Here is a 16047-nt window from a genome sequence, read left to right on the forward strand (position 1 = left end):
CGGCCGGTCACGTCGCGGCTGATTAAAGCTCTCGACGTTCGATCGAGTATCGAACAAGCAGGGCGAAACGTGTGGCACGCTGAGAAATTGCGGAACCGGCCGGCTGACACCGGCCGCTCGCCTCAGAAGCAAGAGCGAACGTGCCTGCTACTTTACGAAACGGCCATCAGTTCCGGAATCGCGGCGCCGAACGGCAAGAGCGGCATCGGGCGGCCGTTGTGATCCGGGAACGTGTTCTCAGGGTCGATCCCGAGATGCGCGAACACCGAGGCCCAAAGATCGTTCGGGCTCATCGGGCGCTCGGTCGGATATTCACCCTTGGCGTTCGTCGCGCCGACGATCTGGCCGGTTCGCATTCCGCCGCCCGAAACGATCATCGACATCGAGTTCGGCCAGTGGTCGCGGCCCGGCTGCATCACGCCGGTCTGCGTGCCGATTTGGTAGTTCACTTTCGGCGTCCGGCCGAACTCGCCGGTGACGACGAGCAGCACGCGCTTATCGAGCCCGCGCGAGTAGAGATCTTCGATCAACGCCGTGACGGCCTGATCGTACATCGGGAAGCGCACCTTCGCGTCGGCGAACAAGTGGCAATTCACCGCATGCGAATCCCAGTTGTAGCTCACGTAGTTCGGATTGCCGCCGGGAATGCACGGGTTTTCCATCGTCATGGTGACGAACGTCACGCCGGATTCCACCAAGCGGCGGGCCATCAGTGCGCGTTGTCCGTACGCATGGCGGCCGTAACGATCGCGCACGGCGGCGGGTTCGCTCGCGAGGTCGAAAGCCTTGCGGGCCCGATCGCTCGTAACGAGCTCCAAGGCTCGGCGATTGAACACGTCGAGCGTGTCCATCGCGTCGGATTCGTCGATCCGGCGGCGCCAGTTGTCGAACTTATTCAAGAGCGCGATCCGGTCGTTCATCCGACCTTCGAGCGACGGCGTCGGGGCGATGTTGTCGATCTTGAACGTCGGCGAGCTCGGGTCGCCGGCGACGGTGAACGGATGCGTCGAGCTGCTGAGGTAAGCGCTGCCGAACGCAAACGTGTCGATCTGTTGGCGTCCGCCGTCGACTGCGCAGACGTAGTTCGGAATCCCGCGCTGCCGCTTCTCGAAGATCTTCGAGATGAGCGACGGAACGGCCGGGAAGTCGTTGATCGTGCCGGCCGGTTCCTTCGGGTCGCGGGCCATCATGAATCGCTTGTGGCCGCCGCCGTGGTCGGCGAACTTGTGCGCGATCGAACGAATGACGGTGAACTTATCCGCGCACTTCGCATGCAGCGGCAACAACTCGCCGACGTCGAGGCCCGGCACCTTCGAGGCGATCGGGTTGAAGTCGCCGCGATACTCGAGCGGCGCATTGGGCTTCAAGTCGTACATCTCCATGTGGGGCGGACCGCCCGGCAGCCAAATGAAGATGACGGCGTTCTCGTCTTTCCGATTCGTCCCTTTGCCGTTGGGAGCTTGCCCGTTCGGAGCCTGCGGAGCCGAGGCCGTCGCCGCTTGCGATTGCATCCGCAGCACTTCGCCGAGGCCGAGGCTGCCGAGAGCCACCGAGCCGAACTTCATCGCATCGCGGCGCGTGACCGGACCGGAGCAATGGGCAACGCCTTGGTCGTGCGTGTTTCGACTCATCAATCCATACTCCTCAAAGGCAAGCGAATTCAAAGCAGCAACGAGGGAACCAGCGAGCGGGCGGGGCAACGAGCAAGCGTCGATAACGTGTGTTCGGGCAGGTGCGCAGCAGGGCGCCGTAGGCGAGTGGAGCGAGCAACTATTCTAATCGACCGCGGGACCCTTGGGCTAGCGGATTTTCGCGGTGGATTGGCCTAAGGCGCGGTCGCGAACGCCGGTCGGGGGATCTATAATCGGCACCCTCGCTAAGCTTTCGGTCTCGTTTCCCGGAGAGACCGCACAGTCGCCGGCGAACCGAACTTCCTATGGCCCGACGGTTTACCCATTCGCTAAGCTAGCGTCGCTGCGTTTAGACAACTCGTTAAGGCATTGCCGTGACTCTTAAGTCCGTCGAATCTACGCCGCTCGATGAATCGGCGTTGGAAAAGCTCAGCCCGGCCGAAGCGGCGTTCGAGAAGATTCGCAAAAAGCTCGGCTTCGTCCTCGCGCCGCTGGTCTTCTGCGCGGTTTTCTTCGGCAACTTCCCGAGCCTCAACACGAAGGCCCATCACCTGGCCGCCATCATGGCGACCACGGCCGTGTTGTGGGTTTGCGAATCGTTGCCGATGACCGTGACCGCGCTGTTGGCCGCGGTCGGCTGCATTGCGCTGCGCGTCGGCACGCCGACGGAAGTCTTCTCGCCGTTCGCAACCTCCATCACGTTTCTCTTCATCGGTTCGTTCATGCTCGCGCGGGCCGTGTTCATTCACGGGCTCGACCGCCGCTTCGCTTATGGAATTCTTTCGCTCCCGTGGATCGGGGCTCGGCCCGGTCGCATTCTCTTCGGCTTCGGCGCGGCGACCGCTTTCATGTCGGCCTGGATTTCGAACACCGCCACGACCGCGATGATGTTCGCGATCGGCATGAGCATCCTCGCCGTCTTCTTTCGGCAAGAGTCCGGGCCCGCGCAGTCGGGAGCAGGCGCGACGAAGATCGATCGCCGGTTCGCGACCGGCCTGATGTTGATGACGTCGTTCGCGGCGAGCATCGGCGGCCTCGCGACACCGATCGGCACGCCTCCGAATCTGATCGGCATCAACGCCATTCGCATGAAGCTCGGCGTCGAGTTTTCGTTCTTCCAATGGTCGATGCTCGGCTTTCCGGTCGTGATCGTGTTGTTTCTGTTTCTCTTCGCGTATCTCAACTTTTTCTGTCCGGCAGGCGTTCGCGAGATTCAAGGAGGAGCCGAGTTGTTGCGCGAGCGTCGGCGCTCGCTCGGTCGTTGGACGACGAGCCAAAAGTCGACGATCGCGGCGTTTCTCGTCACCGTCGTGCTCTGGATCTTGCCCGGTGTTTTCCTGCTGATCGAAGGGAAAGACGGCCGTATTTACGAAGCGATCAAAGACCCGTTGAACGAAGGAGTCGTGGCGCTGATCGGAGCGATCTTGTTGTTCCTTTTGCCCGGCGATCGCGAAGGCCGCGCGATCGATTGGAAGAATGCTTCGCAGATCGATTGGGGGATCGTGCTCCTTTACGGCGGCGGCTTCGCGCTCGGCGCGCTGGCCGATACGACCGGACTTGCCAAGGCGCTCGGCGAAGGGCTGTGTCAACTGTTTCCGATGTCGAGTAGCCTGGCGATGCTCATTTTCGCGACCGTCATCGCAACGCTCGTATCCGAAGCGACGTCGAACACCGCCTCGGCGCAGATCATCGTGCCGGTCGTGATCCAACTCGCGATCGCCGCCAAAATGGACCCGCTCGAGCCGGCTCTCGGTGCCACGTTCGGCGCCAGTCTTGGGTTCATGCTGCCCGTAAGCACGCCTTGCAACGCGATCGTCTACGGCTCGGGCTACGTGCCGCTGACGCGCATGATTCGCTACGGCATCTTGCTCGACCTGATCGGCATCGTCGTCGTCGTCGTGATGCTTCGATTTTTATTGCCGATTCTCCTTTAGCGTCACTGCTGCTTCGTTTTTCCAAGAGACGAAGCTTGGCGCCGCAACTCGCCGGCCTTGCGCACTCTCCTCGCAACGAGCCCGTCAATGTGTCATCGCTCCGTGCGTAGCGAGTAAGCAGAGCGTCCGCGCAGTTGCGCCGCAGTGCGTAATCGCAAAAAAATCTTCAGACGTAACCTCTTACCCTCATGTGTATTCACATAATGCTCATACAGCCGCGGCACATAGATTGCGTGGTTCGCAGAGAGAGGCTCGATGACCGAAAAGTCTGCGATTTCCCGCAGAAACGGGGCAAAACGGCGAACCCCTCCTCTTTCGGCACGAGCAAACAAATCTCTTATTTTTCTCGAACTGTCAGGCAGAATCATGAGAAGCGGTTATCTGATCGACATGGACGGCGTTCTTTATCGCGGGCCTCAACTCATTCCCGGGGCCGACTTTTTCTTGCAGCAATTGCGGCGTCGCGGCGTCCCTTTTCGCTTGCTTACCAACAACAGCCAACGGACGCGGCGCGATGTCGTCGCGAAGTTGGCGCACATGGGAATCACGGTCGAAGAAGAAAACATTTTCACCAGCGCGATGGCGACGGCGCGCTTTCTCGCTTCGCAGAAACCAGGCGGCACGGCTTACGTGATCGGCGAGGGGGGCTTGCTCACCGCGTTGCATCAAAACGGCTATGCGGTCGTCGACCATGAGCCCGACTACGTCGTCGTCGGCGAAGGGCGCACGTTCAACTTGGAGCTCGTCGAGTCGGCGGTGCGCATGATCATGGGGGGCGCGAAACTCATCGCGACGAACCTCGATCCGAACTGCCCGACGCAAAACGGACTTCGTCCCGGCTGCGGCGCGATGGTCGCGATGCTCGAGATCGCCACGGGAGTGAAAGCGTTCAGCGTCGGCAAGCCGAGTCCCGTCATGATGCGCGCCGCGCGCAAAGAGATGGGCCTCGCGGCCGACGACACGGTGATGATCGGCGACACGATGGAGACCGATATCCTCGGCGGCGTCCAGCTCGGATATCGAACCGTGCTGGTGCTGAGCGGCGGAACGAGCCGCACCGATTTGGCGCGCTATGCGTATCGGCCCGACATCGTGATCGAATCGCTGGCCGAATACGTCGAGCTGATGGAAGAACACGACTGGACGCTGCCGCACGAAATCGCCGGCAACGTCGGCTTCGTTCCGGAAAAGAAACGAGGCTCGCTTCGGCGACAAACCGAAACATCGCTAAGAGCGGCGACGTAGCACGAACCCTTCTCCCGGCGGGAGAAGGTGGCCGAAGGCCGGATGAGGGGCATTGTTCTTCAAGCTCATGTACCGCACTCCGCTGCGAACTTCCCCTCATCCGTCGGCTGCGCCGCCACCTTCTCCCGCATGGGAGAAGGGTAAAACACTGTCAACCGAATTGCGAGTTGCGCGTCACGGCGATCCGTACGTCGATGAGTCGCGGCCGGTCGCCGTGGAGCGATTCTTGCAACACCTCGGCGAGTGCGTCAGGCTCGTCGACGCGGCACGCCTCGACCCCGAGCGACTGCGACAGTTGCACGAAGTCGATCGTCGGCGGCGTAAGATCCATGCCGAGAAATTCCCCTTGCTGCGCGGCCGGCATGCCGAGCATCCGCGCGCCGTCTTTTAAGATCCGATATTGGTTGTTGTTGCAAATCACGAACGTGACCGGAATCCGATAGCGGGCCGCGGTCCACAAGCCTTGAATGCCGTACAGCGAGGCTCCGTCGCCGAGCAGCGCCAAGGTCGGCCGCTCGGGCCAAGCGAGCTTCACGCCGATCGCGCACCCCAATCCCCAGCCTAGCGCCCAACCGCGGTGTGCGAAATAGCCGTCGGTGTTTTTCAAGATCCCGAGCCGCTCCAACAGGAAGTCGGTCGTCGTCACCGCTTCTTCGACGACGGCGACATCGGCGGGCAACACACGGCCGACCGTTTCCATCAACGTGCTCGGCAGCATCGGCCGCGCGGCGCGCTCGCCGGCGACTCGCAGACGGAGCGCGTCGCGGATCTCGGCGTGTCGAGCGCCGCGCTGCTCGCCGCGCCGCTTCGCTTCCGTTGCTGCGGCGCCGTTCATCGTCGCGGGGATCTGTGCGGCGAGTTCTTCGAGCCCCGTCCGAACATCGCCGACGAGCCCTACTTCGACCGGATAATTCTTGCCGATCTGTCGCGGGTCTTCATCGAGATGCACGATGCGACACCGGCTCGGCACCGCTTGTGGCGGCTCGTGATGCACGTACATGCGCAACAGATCGAGCCCGGCAACGAGCAGTACGTCGAACTCGGCGAGCTTCGCCTGCACGTCGGGAGCCCAGAGCGGCAACTGCTGACCGTACAGAGGATGATCGGCCGGAAACGGCAGCCGCCCGTGCGACGTCGCGCTCTCACTGAAGACCGGCGCACCGAGCGCCTCGGCGACCGCGACCAGCGCGCGTACGGCATCGGCTTCGACGATCCTACTCCCCGCCACGATGCCGGGATTCTTCGCGCCGGCCAACAACTCGGCGGCCCGCCGGAGTGCGTCGATCGGCGGGCGTACCCGTCGATCGAGCGGCGCGGCCGGCGTCGTGTCGAGCTCGGCGACCGCCGATTGCACGTCCATCGGTAGCGAGAGAAACACCGGACCCGTCGGCGGCGTGAGCGCGATCTGAATCGCGCGCCGCACCGCGGCCGGCAGGTCTTCCACGCGCTCGACTTCGGCCGACCACTTCGTCCACGGCTTGGCGACGCCGACCATATCGCCCCACAGGATAGGCTCTTCGAAACGGATGCGCCGATCCGTCTGCCCGGCTGTTACCAACAGCGGCGTCCCTTCGCGATGCGCGTTGTAGAGCATCCCCATCGCATTGCCGAGCCCGCACGAAGCATGCAAGTTGACGACCCCCAACCCGCGCGACGCCATCGCATAGCCATCGGCCATCGCCATGACGGGCACCTCCTGCAAGCCAAGCGTGTAGTCGATCTCCGACCGTCCGGCCTTCGCCGCGACGGCCAGCGCATCCATCAGTGGCAACTCCGTCGTGCCCGGATTCCCGAACATCCGGCGCACACCCGCCTCGGCCAACATTTTGATCAACGCTTCGACGCCCGACATGCGCACGGTCATAACTTCCGCTCCTGAGAACTTACCGTCGCGGGCCGAAATCAGCCGACGCGACAGATGAAGCATTTCAGGTATTCGGTCTCCAAGCAAGAGACCGAGAACGGATGGTCGGGCGCGGGGCCGCGCCCCTCAAGGATCTGCAGCGGACGCCTTGCTCGGGCTGCGGCTTCCGCCAGGATATGCACGAAGTCTTCCCGTGTGACGGCGCCGGTGCAGCTGCAGGTGACGAGAATGCCTCCCGGCTCCAATAGATTCAGCGCACCGACGTTCAACCGCTCGTAGGCGCGGAGCGCCTCGGGCAGCGCCGTGCGATTGGCTGCGAACTTCGGCGGATCGAGCACCACGGCGCCGAACTTGCGCCCCTCGGCTCCGAAGGCCGCGACCGTTTTGAAAGCGTCGCCCGTCTCGAAGCGGAAGTTCGTCAATCCGTTGAGCTCGGCGTTGGCCGTGGCGAGCGCGACGGCCCGCGCGCTCGTATCGATCCCGAGTACCTCGCGCGCGCCGCCGAGCTTCGCGGCCGACATCGAGAAGCCGCCGGTATAGCAACAAACGTCGAGCACCGTACGATCGCGCATATACGACGCGGCGATGCGGCGATTCTCGCGCTGGTCTAGAAAGAAACCGGTCTTCTGTCCGCCGAGCAAGTCGACCCCGTAGCGCAGGCCATGCTCGTCGATCGTGATCGCTTCGGTCGGTAGCTCGCCCCAGGTGCGCAAGATGTTGTTCGCGCGCGGCGATTCTCCTGCGGCGGCGAGCGGCAGCACCAACCCTTCGCGCTTCGCCATCGCTTCGTCGGCCCGCACGAGAATGCCGCGCGGCGCGCAGCCGTGCGTCCGGCAGACTTCGATCAAGATCGGGAGAATCTCATCCAGCCGGCGTTCGATCGCCAGCGCCGTCACATGCACGACGAGATACGGCCCGTAGCGATCGACGATGAGGCCGCCGAGCCCATCGGCCTCGTTGTTCACCAGCCGACAAGCGCCCTCGACGTTCAGATAACCCAACTGCCGGCGCAGCTCGACGGCCGCCGCAATGCGACGCTGCCAGAACGCCGCGTCGAGCGCTTCGTCTTCGTGCCACGTGTAGAGACGGACGCGAATCCGGCTTCGGCTGTTCAAGATGCCGCGCGCGATGAACTCGTTGCGCTCCGTCACCAGATCGACGACGTCGCCATCTGCGGGCCGTTCGGTGATCGCGGCGATCGCGGCATCGAGAACCCAAGGGTGCCGCCCGAAGAAGGGACGAGCTTTGCGCGGCTTCAGGCGAACTTGGGGCATGGTTTTGTTCGACGGCGTTAGCGGGGCGGAGGCTTTGTGGGGCGGTGGCATTGAGAGGCAGTGGCGCGGCGGCCCGGGATATTCATCCCGGGCTGTTGAAGGAGGCGTGAGCGATCGGAAGCTTGCGCGATCAGCGACTCGATCCTGATCGTTCAATAGCCCCGGATGTATATCCGGGGTGGGCGACGCTGCGAAGCGCTTCGCCTCAGGCTAGATATAATACATATTCTCAGCCTGCTTGCGCACGCGGGCCGCGAGTTCCGCGAACGTGACCGCTTGCAGCATGCGGCGTTCGACGTCGGCCACTTCGTTCCACGCGGAAATCAGCACGCGCGAGGCCGGCGAATCGTTGCTCGTGCTCGACTTGATCTCTTCTTCTTGCCCGTCGATGACGTGCATCACTTCGCCGAGCGTGATCTCGTCGGGCGATTTCGCAAGTTGGTAACCGCCCGATGCGCCGCGCGTGCTCACGACGTAGCCGGCCCCTTTGAGCTGCAACAAAATCTGCACGAGGAACCGCGACGGGATGCCGTGGGCATCGGCGATCGTGCGGATGCGCACCGGTTCGCCGCTGCCGTAGCCGGCCGTGAGCTCGAGCATCGCGATGCTCGCGTATTCGGTTTTAGCGGAGATACGCACGGAGGGCCTGTGGAAGGACGAATGTCGAATTTCGAATGACGAAAGAATGACGAAGCACGAATGACGAATAGATTTTCGGTGTTCCGAAGCCCCGTTCGAGCTTCGTCCTTCGGATTTCTTTCGTCATTCGAGCTTCGACATTCGGGCTTCGCCGCGTCTAGTCGTTGCTCGTGTGCAAACCGCACTCTTTCTTCTCGAAACCGCTCCAGCGGCCGGCCCGCTCGTCTTCGCCGAACAGCACGGCGCGCGTGCAGGGCTGGCAGCCGATGCTGGTGTAGCCTTGATCGTGGAGCGGGTTGTAGGGAACGTCTTCCTTCGTAATCAGGCTCCAAACTTCTTTCTTCGTCCAGTTCGCCAGCGGGCTCACCTTCACCAAGCCGAACTTCTTATCCCAACCGACGATCGGCGCGCGGGCCCGATCCGGACTTTGATCGCGACGAATCCCGCTCATCCAAGCCGACATGCCGAGCGCCGAACGCTGCAACACTTTCAACTTCCGGTCGAAGCAGCATTGATCGGGATTCGATTTATAGAGGGGGCCGTTGTGGAGTTTCTCGTATTCGGCCACGCTCGTCTCGGGCTTCCGCAGTTCGATATCGATCCCGTACTTTTCGAGCACGCGCGTACGCAGGTCGAGCGTCTCTTGAAACTGGTAGCCGGTGTCTAAGTTGAAGACCGGCACGGTTCGATCTATCGCCGCGAGCATGTGGATGATCGCCATTCCCTCGGGCCCGAAGGCAGTCGCCATCGTGAGCTTCGGGGCGTATTCCTTCACGGCCCAGCGAATGATCTCTGCGGGGGTCGCCGACTCGAGCGCTTCGCTCTGTTGCTTGAGGTAGGCGAGGTATTCTTCCGTCGCGGCAGGCACGAGTGCGACTTCCGCAGGCGGAGCAGAGGGGATTGCGACGGCGACCGATTTTTCGTTCACGGCTAAATCCTGCTGCGACACGCTTTCGCCTGATTCTTCCGGCCCTCGATAGATTCGCAAGAGAAAGCGATCTTCGCTCGCGTTTTCCGCAACGGCCGCTTCCGCGAGGTCCGGAGTGGTTGAGTTCCTAGCCATTGGTCGATAACCCTAAAAGGCACAAGTGCCAGATCAAAGATACCTATGTTACTCATGTAAGTCAACTATAGTATCGTCCGTCCAGTGCCGCTTCTTCAACCGGCATACTCGATACCTTCGGCTGACAGGGGTGCATGCGGCACGCGTTGCTCGCCGTAAGTCTATAACCGGCAGTAGCTTGACTTCCCTGTCGCCGCTCGTCACGATGCGTCTTCCTCCCCATTAGGAAGCCGGTAACCCGTGAGGCGCGGAAGCGATGTCCGATCAGATTTTTCTCGCCGTCGATATCGGCGCTTCCAGCGGCCGGCTGCTGGCCGGACTTTTCAACGGCCGTCGGCTGCAACTCGAGGAAGTGCATCGCTTTGAAAACGGCGCGGTCGATTTCGGCGGGTCTCTCCAGTGGAACGTCCTCGGCCTGTGGCAACAAATCCTCAGCGGCATGCGAGCCGCGCGGAGTAAATACGGCGATCGGATTCGCAGCATCGGCGTCGATACCTGGGGGGTCGACTTCGCGCTCCTCGGACGAGACGACGTCATGCTCGGAAACCCGGTCTCGTATCGCGACCGCCGCACCGAAGGACAAATGGATCGCGCCGTGGCGCAGCTCGGTCGCGAAGAAATCTTCTCGCATACCGGTCTGCAGTTCATGCCGATCAACACGCTCTATCAACTGATGGCGCTCCAAGCGCAGAACTCGCCGCTGCTGGAAGCGGCAAAGTCGTTTCTGATGATGCCCGACTTGTTCCACTTTCTGCTCACCGGCGTGAAGGCGAACGAGATCACGAACGCCACGACGACGCAGTTCTTCAATCCGGTCTTGCGCAACTGGGCCTCGGAGTTGCTCGACAAGCTCGGCCTGCCGACGCACATTCTCGGCGAGCTCGCGGAGCCCGGCACGACGCTCGGCTCGTTGCGCTCGAGCGTGGCTCGCGAGACCGGTCTGCCGCCGATCGACGTCGTCTTGCCCGGCACGCACGACACGGCCAGCGCCGTGCTCGCGGTCCCCGCGCGCAGCGCTCCGGGCGCGCGGCCCGACTGGTGCTACATCTCGTCGGGCACTTGGTCGTTGATCGGCATCGAGACTCCCGCGCCGGTCATGAGCGAGCTCTGCCGCAAGCTCACGTTTACCAACGAAGGTGGCGTCGGGCACACGGTTCGCGTGTTGAAGAACATCACCGGCCTCTGGATCGTGCAAGAGTGCCGGCGCATCTGGTCGCAATCGGGCGTCGATTTCGCCGGCGGCGAATATAGCTGGGACGCGCTCAATCGCATGTCGGCGGCTGCCGAGCCGCTGGTGTCGTTCATCGATCCCGACGACGCGACGTTTCAAGCGCCGCAGAACATGCCCGAAGCGATCCGCGCGTTTTGCAAGCGGACGGGCCAAGCGGTTCCGGCCGGCGAAGGAGAGATCGTGCGCACGGCGATCGACAGCCTCGCGCTGAAGTATCGCTATGTGCTCGGCAAGCTCGAAGAACTCGCAGGCGGACGCCTCGAGACGATCCATGTCGTCGGCGGCGGCACGCAAAACCGGCAGCTATGCCAAGCCACGGCCGATGCCTGTGGGCGCCGGGTCGTCGCGGGCCCGATCGAAGCGACGGCGATCGGCAACGTGATGATGCAAGCGATTGCGGCCGGCGCGGTGGGCAACATCGCCCAAGCCAGAGAAGTGGTCGGCGAAAGCTTCAGCGTGGAAGAGTATTCGCCCTGCGATGCCGGGCGCTGGGACGAAGCTTACGGAAAATTCGTACGGCTCTTGCCGCGAGATTGATCGCGAACATGAGCGAACACGAGCGCAGCGAGGCCGGCAGCATGCAAGCGCGCGAGCGCAGAGCGACGAAGCCTATGTCGAGCAACGGCGGCACACGGCTACTTCCGCTGCTGCAAGGGATGCGGCCGTATCAGTGGGTGAAGAACGTCGCGTGCTTGGCCGGGCTCGTGTTCTCAGGGCGTTTGCTCCAGCCCGAAATGCAACTTCGTGCGCTGCTCGCGATGCTCGGGTTTTCCGCTGCTTCGTCGGCCGTGTATCTCGTCAACGACTTCTTCGATCGGCAGCGCGACTTGCTCAACCCACGCACGGCCGGCAGACCGCTGGCCTCGGGCCGGTTGCCGGTCGGGCTCGCGGCGTTTGCCGCCGCCGTGTTGATTACGGTCTCGATCGCGATTGCGGCTTACCTCGGCGAGGCGTGCGTCGCCACGCTCGCCTGCTACTTCGTCTTAAACATCGCTTATTCGCTCCGGCTCAAGCAGGTAGTGATCGCCGATGTGATCTGCATCGCTCTCGGCTTCGTCGCGCGCGTGCTGTTCGGCGTGTATGCCGTTCAGGTTCGGCCGACTCCCTGGATCGTGTTGTGCATGTTTTCCCTGGCGCTATTCCTCGGGTTCGGTAAGCGACGCGGGGAAATCGACGCGATGCACGAAGGGGCTGCGAGGGCTCGCCCGGTGCTCGCTAGGTATACGACTCGCTTTCTCGACTTCGCGATGGGGCTTGCCGCTACGTCGACCGTGACGACCTACGCGCTCTATTGCATCGCCCCGCATCACGATCCGAACATGATCGCGACGATCTTCCCGGTCGTGTACTGCGTGCTGCGCTATGCCCATCAGGTTCTCGTCGAAGGGCGGGGCCAGTCGCCCGAACGTCTTTTGTATACCGACAAGATGCTCTGGATCGGGATCATCGCTTGGATCGCGCTGTCGATCTTCGTGCTCTACGGCAAGCCGAAATTCGTCGAGTTCGCCGGGATGTTCACAGCCGAATGCCTGACCTAACAAGATGGCGGCGCAGGGAACCAGTTATGTCGAATGATGCTCCGCTCGAAACGCCCGCCGACCAGAATCGGCGCGGAGCTTGGGACGATGCGATTCGGGTATTCCTCTTCTTCCTCTGCGGATTCTGGCTGACGAATGCGGCCCTCGATGCGTCGGAAGGAGAGTATGCCTATCGGGTCGCTCGCAACTTCGTCCGCACCGGACGACTCGGATTCGACGAACCGCTCGTCGGAGTTTTTACGCTCGCGCCCAACGGGCGGATCTATGCGGCGCACGAGTTCGGCAACGCGCTGCTGTTCATTCCCACCGCGGCGGCGATCGAGCATCTCGACGTCGTGCTCGTGCGTATGGGATACGCGTTGCCGAACGTCGAACAAACCGAAATGTTTCTCGTCTCGTTTCAGCCTGGTGTGTATGCGGCACTGACGCTCGCAATCGTCTATCTCATCCTGACGCGGGAATTCGGGCAGACGGCTCGGCAAGGTTTTCTCGGTTGCCTCGCGTTGGGGTTCTGTACTTATTTCTGGAACTTCAGCCGCTTCCTGTACGACGGAATGCTCTGCTGCCTCATCACGACCTCGGCCCTCGCCGCGTTGCTGAAATACCGCGCGACCGGCCGGCTCGTCTTCGCGGGAGCCGCGTTCTTTTTGCTCGGCTTCGGAGTCGCCACGCGTTTGTCGCTCGCGCTGCTCGTCGTCGCCGCGCTCGGGTTCGTCCTGTTCGGGTGCGCGCACTCGCGATGGAAAGTTACGCTCACGGCTCTGCTTGCGCTGGCGCCGTTTGCCGCTTGGCAGTTGTGGTACAACCAGCTTCGCACCGGCAACCCGCTGTTGTCTCCGGTGCAAGAGCCGCAATTCGCCGTCAACAATGCCTTAGATGGAAATTGGCCGCTTGGCGTAGTGGGGTTGCTGTTGAGTCCCGGCAAGGGATTGTTCGTCTATGTTCCGTTGTTGATCGCGTCGGTGATCGTCTTCCGGCGCTTTTGGCGACGCGACCGCGCGCTAGCGGGTTTTCTCTTGGCGAGCGCGGTGCTCTGGCTGCTCCTACACGGCAAGCTGCGGAGCTGGTACGGAGCTTGGGGCTGGGGGCCGCGGCACATGATCGCGATCGTGCCTTTGGTTTGCCTGCCTGCGCTCGTCGAGTTGCCGACGCTCTGGAGCCGACGGCGCACGCGCATGGTTATAGACATCGCGCTGTCGGCGGGCTTCCTCTTGGCCTGCGCCGCGACGATCTGCGATTATCAGTATCGCATGCAGATTGCGGAGAGCGAGCACCGGCTCGACGACGCGACCTTCGTGTGGGGAGTACGCAATCAGGCGGTCGATATGTTCGTCGGCGCGGGAGAGAACCTGAGAGTCATGCTGGGGCTTCGTCGGCCGTACCCGTTGGAGAGCGCGAGGGAACCGGTCCACGTCATTTCCAACCGGCTCAACATCTGGTGGTACGCTTGGTCGCAGCAAGGGATCCCGCTGTTGTATATTCTCACGGCCTGCGCGCCGCTCCTCGCAATGCTGATCTGGACCGGCCGCTCGCTGTTGCGGAAGACTGAGGAGTGAGGCTCTCCGCTCGACGGCGCGCTTACGGTTCCGCTCCGGAGAGTCGGCCGAGTTCTGCTTCCGTTTCCGCCAGCGCTTGGCGGGCCGCTGCGAGCTTCTTGTCGGCCGGCTTTTGCGTGTGCGACGTCCGCGTGACTTGATGAAACAAATCGTCGACGCGGCCGACGAGCGTTACGTTCGACGTCGGGGAACTCAAGGTCGTGCTGTTTCTTTCGGCTTCGTGTGCCGCAAGGGTCGCCAGCGCGCCGTTGTCGGCTTGTTGCAACGTGCAGAGTCGGGCCGCGAGGTTGCCGGCCTGTTCGTCGCCGCAGAGGTGCAGGCCGACGTCGACTTTCGTCACGCCGACCGTCACGATCGAGTTGCCGAAGACCGACTTCTTCTCCGCTCGGCCCGAGCAGACGAAGGTACACCAATCGCCGCGCCAAGCGCGCGGGACGATCGCGAGAAACGAAAACTCCTTCGCCCCTTCGAGCGACGCGGAGTTCGACGGGCGGAGCTTGTAGAAGACACCGTGCCCACGGTTCATCGTGCCGCTGGCCAAGACGAGCGCTTTCGGCGCGATCTTCTCGTATTGATTCTGCTCGGTCTTGCGGCTCATCTGATTCTTCACGGCGCTGAGCGAGAAGATCGTGTAAGCGACGCGGGCCTCGCGGCTCGACGTGTCGGACTCTTCGCTGAAATCGGCGACTTCGATCCGGTCGTCGGCGTAGCGACTTTCGAGCGTCGTGTTCGGGAGATAATCGAGGATCTTCATGCGCAGCATCGGGCCACTGATCATATAGGTGAAATCGACGAGCGACTCTTCCGAGCCTTTCGTCAGACCGGCCGAGACGCGAAACTTCACTTCGATGACCTTTTGCAGCGGATGCAGCGCCGCGCATTTGACCGGCGTTACGTCGCGGCATTCGATTTTGTCGGGCACATCGAACACGACGTGCGCGTCTTCGGCCCTGGCGAGTTGGGCCGAGAGCGCAAAGAGAACGGCAAACGTGGCGCGGCAGATCGTGTTGGTCGGCATCGTGTGTGTCTCTGGCGGTGTGGTTCGCGGGGCGCCCCCTCATCCTTCAGCAAGCGGGGAGGATGGTAGCAGGACGGGCGGGGGGCCAAAAGAACGGTTTTGTAACGATCTCGGCCGTGCGGGCGGTGCCGGCGGGGATGGACGATGGCTGAAAACATGCTCCCATTGCCCGACTGCGAGAAAGCCGTGAAAGGTTCGTCGCCCAGGCCGGTATAGCTTGTCAGAGAAACCCAACGAGACGCTTCAGAAAAGGATCGCACCATGTTTCGTATCCGCAAAGCCGCCGACCGCGGACATGCCGACCACGGCTGGCTCAACACCTATCACACCTTTTCGTTCTCGTCGTACTACGATCCGGAGCAGATGGGCTTCCGTTCGCTGCGCGTGATGAACGAAGACTACGTGCGCCAGGGGCAGGGCTTCGGCACGCATCCGCATCGCGACATGGAAATCGTGACGTATGTGCTCGAAGGTGCGCTGGAACATAAAGACTCAATGGGGAACGGCGAAGTGCTTCGGCCCGGCGAGTTTCAACGGATGTCGGCCGGTACGGGAATCACGCATAGCGAGTTCAATCCGTCGGCCGGTGAACCGGTGCATCTCTATCAGATCTGGCTCTTGCCGGAGAAGAAGGGGATTACGCCGAGCTACGAGCAGAAGCGGTTTCCGGATGAAGAGCTGCACAACACGTTGAGGCTCGTCGCCGCGCGCGATGCGGCGCAAGGTGCGCTGGCGATTCATCAAGACGCGCAGATCTACTTGTCGAAGCTCGATGCCGGCCGTAAGGTCGAGCATCGCTTAGCAACCGGCCGGCATGCGTGGCTGCAAGTGTTGCGAGGCTCCGTCCAACTGAACGGCCACGCACTCGAAACCAGCGACGGCGCGGCGGTGAGCGACGAAGCGCTACTGGAAATCGAAGCGACCGTGCCGGCTGAAGTGATGCTGTTCGATTTGAACTAAGAAGTTTCGCCTCATCAAAAATTCATCGTCTGCCCGACTCGCATATCGTCATACTTTCGTTCTTCACAAAGATTTCGCACATAAGGAATTCGGA

General features: G+C 62.3%; 12 protein-coding genes. 6 read left to right on the forward strand and 6 right to left on the reverse strand.

The features are described from left to right. Window positions 1-152: 152 nt before the first annotated feature. The gene (locus K8U03_02810; GenBank protein MCE9603814.1) at window positions 153-1631 is read right to left on the reverse strand and encodes a DUF1501 domain-containing protein; all 1479 of its coding nucleotides are present in this window, start codon (window positions 1629-1631) and stop codon (window positions 153-155) included. Window positions 1632-2005: 374 nt separating this feature from the next. Between K8U03_02810 and K8U03_02815 the strand changes: the two genes are divergently transcribed. Continuing rightward, entirely contained in the window at window positions 2006-3565 is a 1560-nt protein-coding gene (locus K8U03_02815; protein MCE9603815.1) for a DASS family sodium-coupled anion symporter, read from the forward strand. Between the two features lie 366 nt (window positions 3566-3931). Continuing rightward, a complete protein-coding gene (locus K8U03_02820) occupies window positions 3932-4810 on the forward strand; it encodes an HAD-IIA family hydrolase (protein ID MCE9603816.1) in 879 nt (292 codons plus the stop codon). A gap of 151 nt (window positions 4811-4961) precedes the next feature. Here the strand turns inward: K8U03_02820 and K8U03_02825 are convergent, their stop codons facing one another. The 4 genes from K8U03_02825 to K8U03_02840 form a co-directional block, all read right to left on the reverse strand. Further along, complete coding sequence (locus K8U03_02825; GenBank protein MCE9603817.1) at window positions 4962-6737, reverse strand: thiamine pyrophosphate-binding protein; 1776 nt, start codon at window positions 6735-6737, stop codon at window positions 4962-4964. Further along, a complete protein-coding gene (locus tag K8U03_02830; GenBank protein ID MCE9603818.1) occupies window positions 6713-7999 on the reverse strand; it encodes a class I SAM-dependent rRNA methyltransferase in 1287 nt (428 codons plus the stop codon). The genes K8U03_02825 and K8U03_02830 overlap by 25 nt, the downstream gene beginning before the upstream one ends. Window positions 8000-8158: 159 nt before the next feature. Next, window positions 8159-8548: an Rrf2 family transcriptional regulator gene (locus K8U03_02835; protein ID MCE9603819.1), complete on the reverse strand. Its 390-nt coding sequence runs from the start codon at window positions 8546-8548 to the stop codon at window positions 8159-8161. A gap of 196 nt (window positions 8549-8744) precedes the next feature. Next, window positions 8745-9650, reverse strand: a complete 906-nt coding sequence (locus tag K8U03_02840; protein ID MCE9603820.1) for a phosphoadenylyl-sulfate reductase — start codon at window positions 9648-9650, stop codon at window positions 8745-8747. A 256-nt stretch (window positions 9651-9906) separates the two neighbouring features. Here K8U03_02840 and K8U03_02845 point away from each other — a divergent pair, with 256 nt between their 5' ends. The 3 genes from K8U03_02845 to K8U03_02855 are packed head-to-tail and all read left to right on the forward strand — an operon-like array spanning window position 9907 to window position 13975. Continuing rightward, window positions 9907-11418 (forward strand): rhamnulokinase, encoded by a 1512-nt coding sequence (locus K8U03_02845; protein ID MCE9603821.1) that lies wholly within the window; start codon window positions 9907-9909, stop codon window positions 11416-11418. Window positions 11419-11426: 8 nt separating this feature from the next. Continuing rightward, window positions 11427-12419, forward strand: a complete 993-nt coding sequence (locus K8U03_02850; protein MCE9603822.1) for a decaprenyl-phosphate phosphoribosyltransferase — start codon at window positions 11427-11429, stop codon at window positions 12417-12419. A gap of 26 nt (window positions 12420-12445) precedes the next feature. Further along, the gene (locus K8U03_02855; GenBank protein ID MCE9603823.1) at window positions 12446-13975 is read left to right on the forward strand and encodes a glycosyltransferase family 39 protein; all 1530 of its coding nucleotides are present in this window, start codon (window positions 12446-12448) and stop codon (window positions 13973-13975) included. A 22-nt stretch (window positions 13976-13997) separates the two neighbouring features. Here the strand turns inward: K8U03_02855 and K8U03_02860 are convergent, their stop codons facing one another. Next, entirely contained in the window at window positions 13998-14993 is a 996-nt protein-coding gene (locus tag K8U03_02860) for a hypothetical protein (GenBank protein MCE9603824.1), read from the reverse strand. A 261-nt stretch (window positions 14994-15254) separates the two neighbouring features. Between K8U03_02860 and K8U03_02865 the strand changes: the two genes are divergently transcribed. Beyond that, window positions 15255-15953 (forward strand): pirin family protein, encoded by a 699-nt coding sequence (locus K8U03_02865; protein MCE9603825.1) that lies wholly within the window; start codon window positions 15255-15257, stop codon window positions 15951-15953. The last annotated feature ends 94 nt before the right edge of the window (window positions 15954-16047 follow it).

Source organism: Planctomycetia bacterium, from assembly GCA_021413845.1.
Classification (GTDB): Bacteria; Planctomycetota; Planctomycetia; order Pirellulales; family PNKZ01; genus PNKZ01.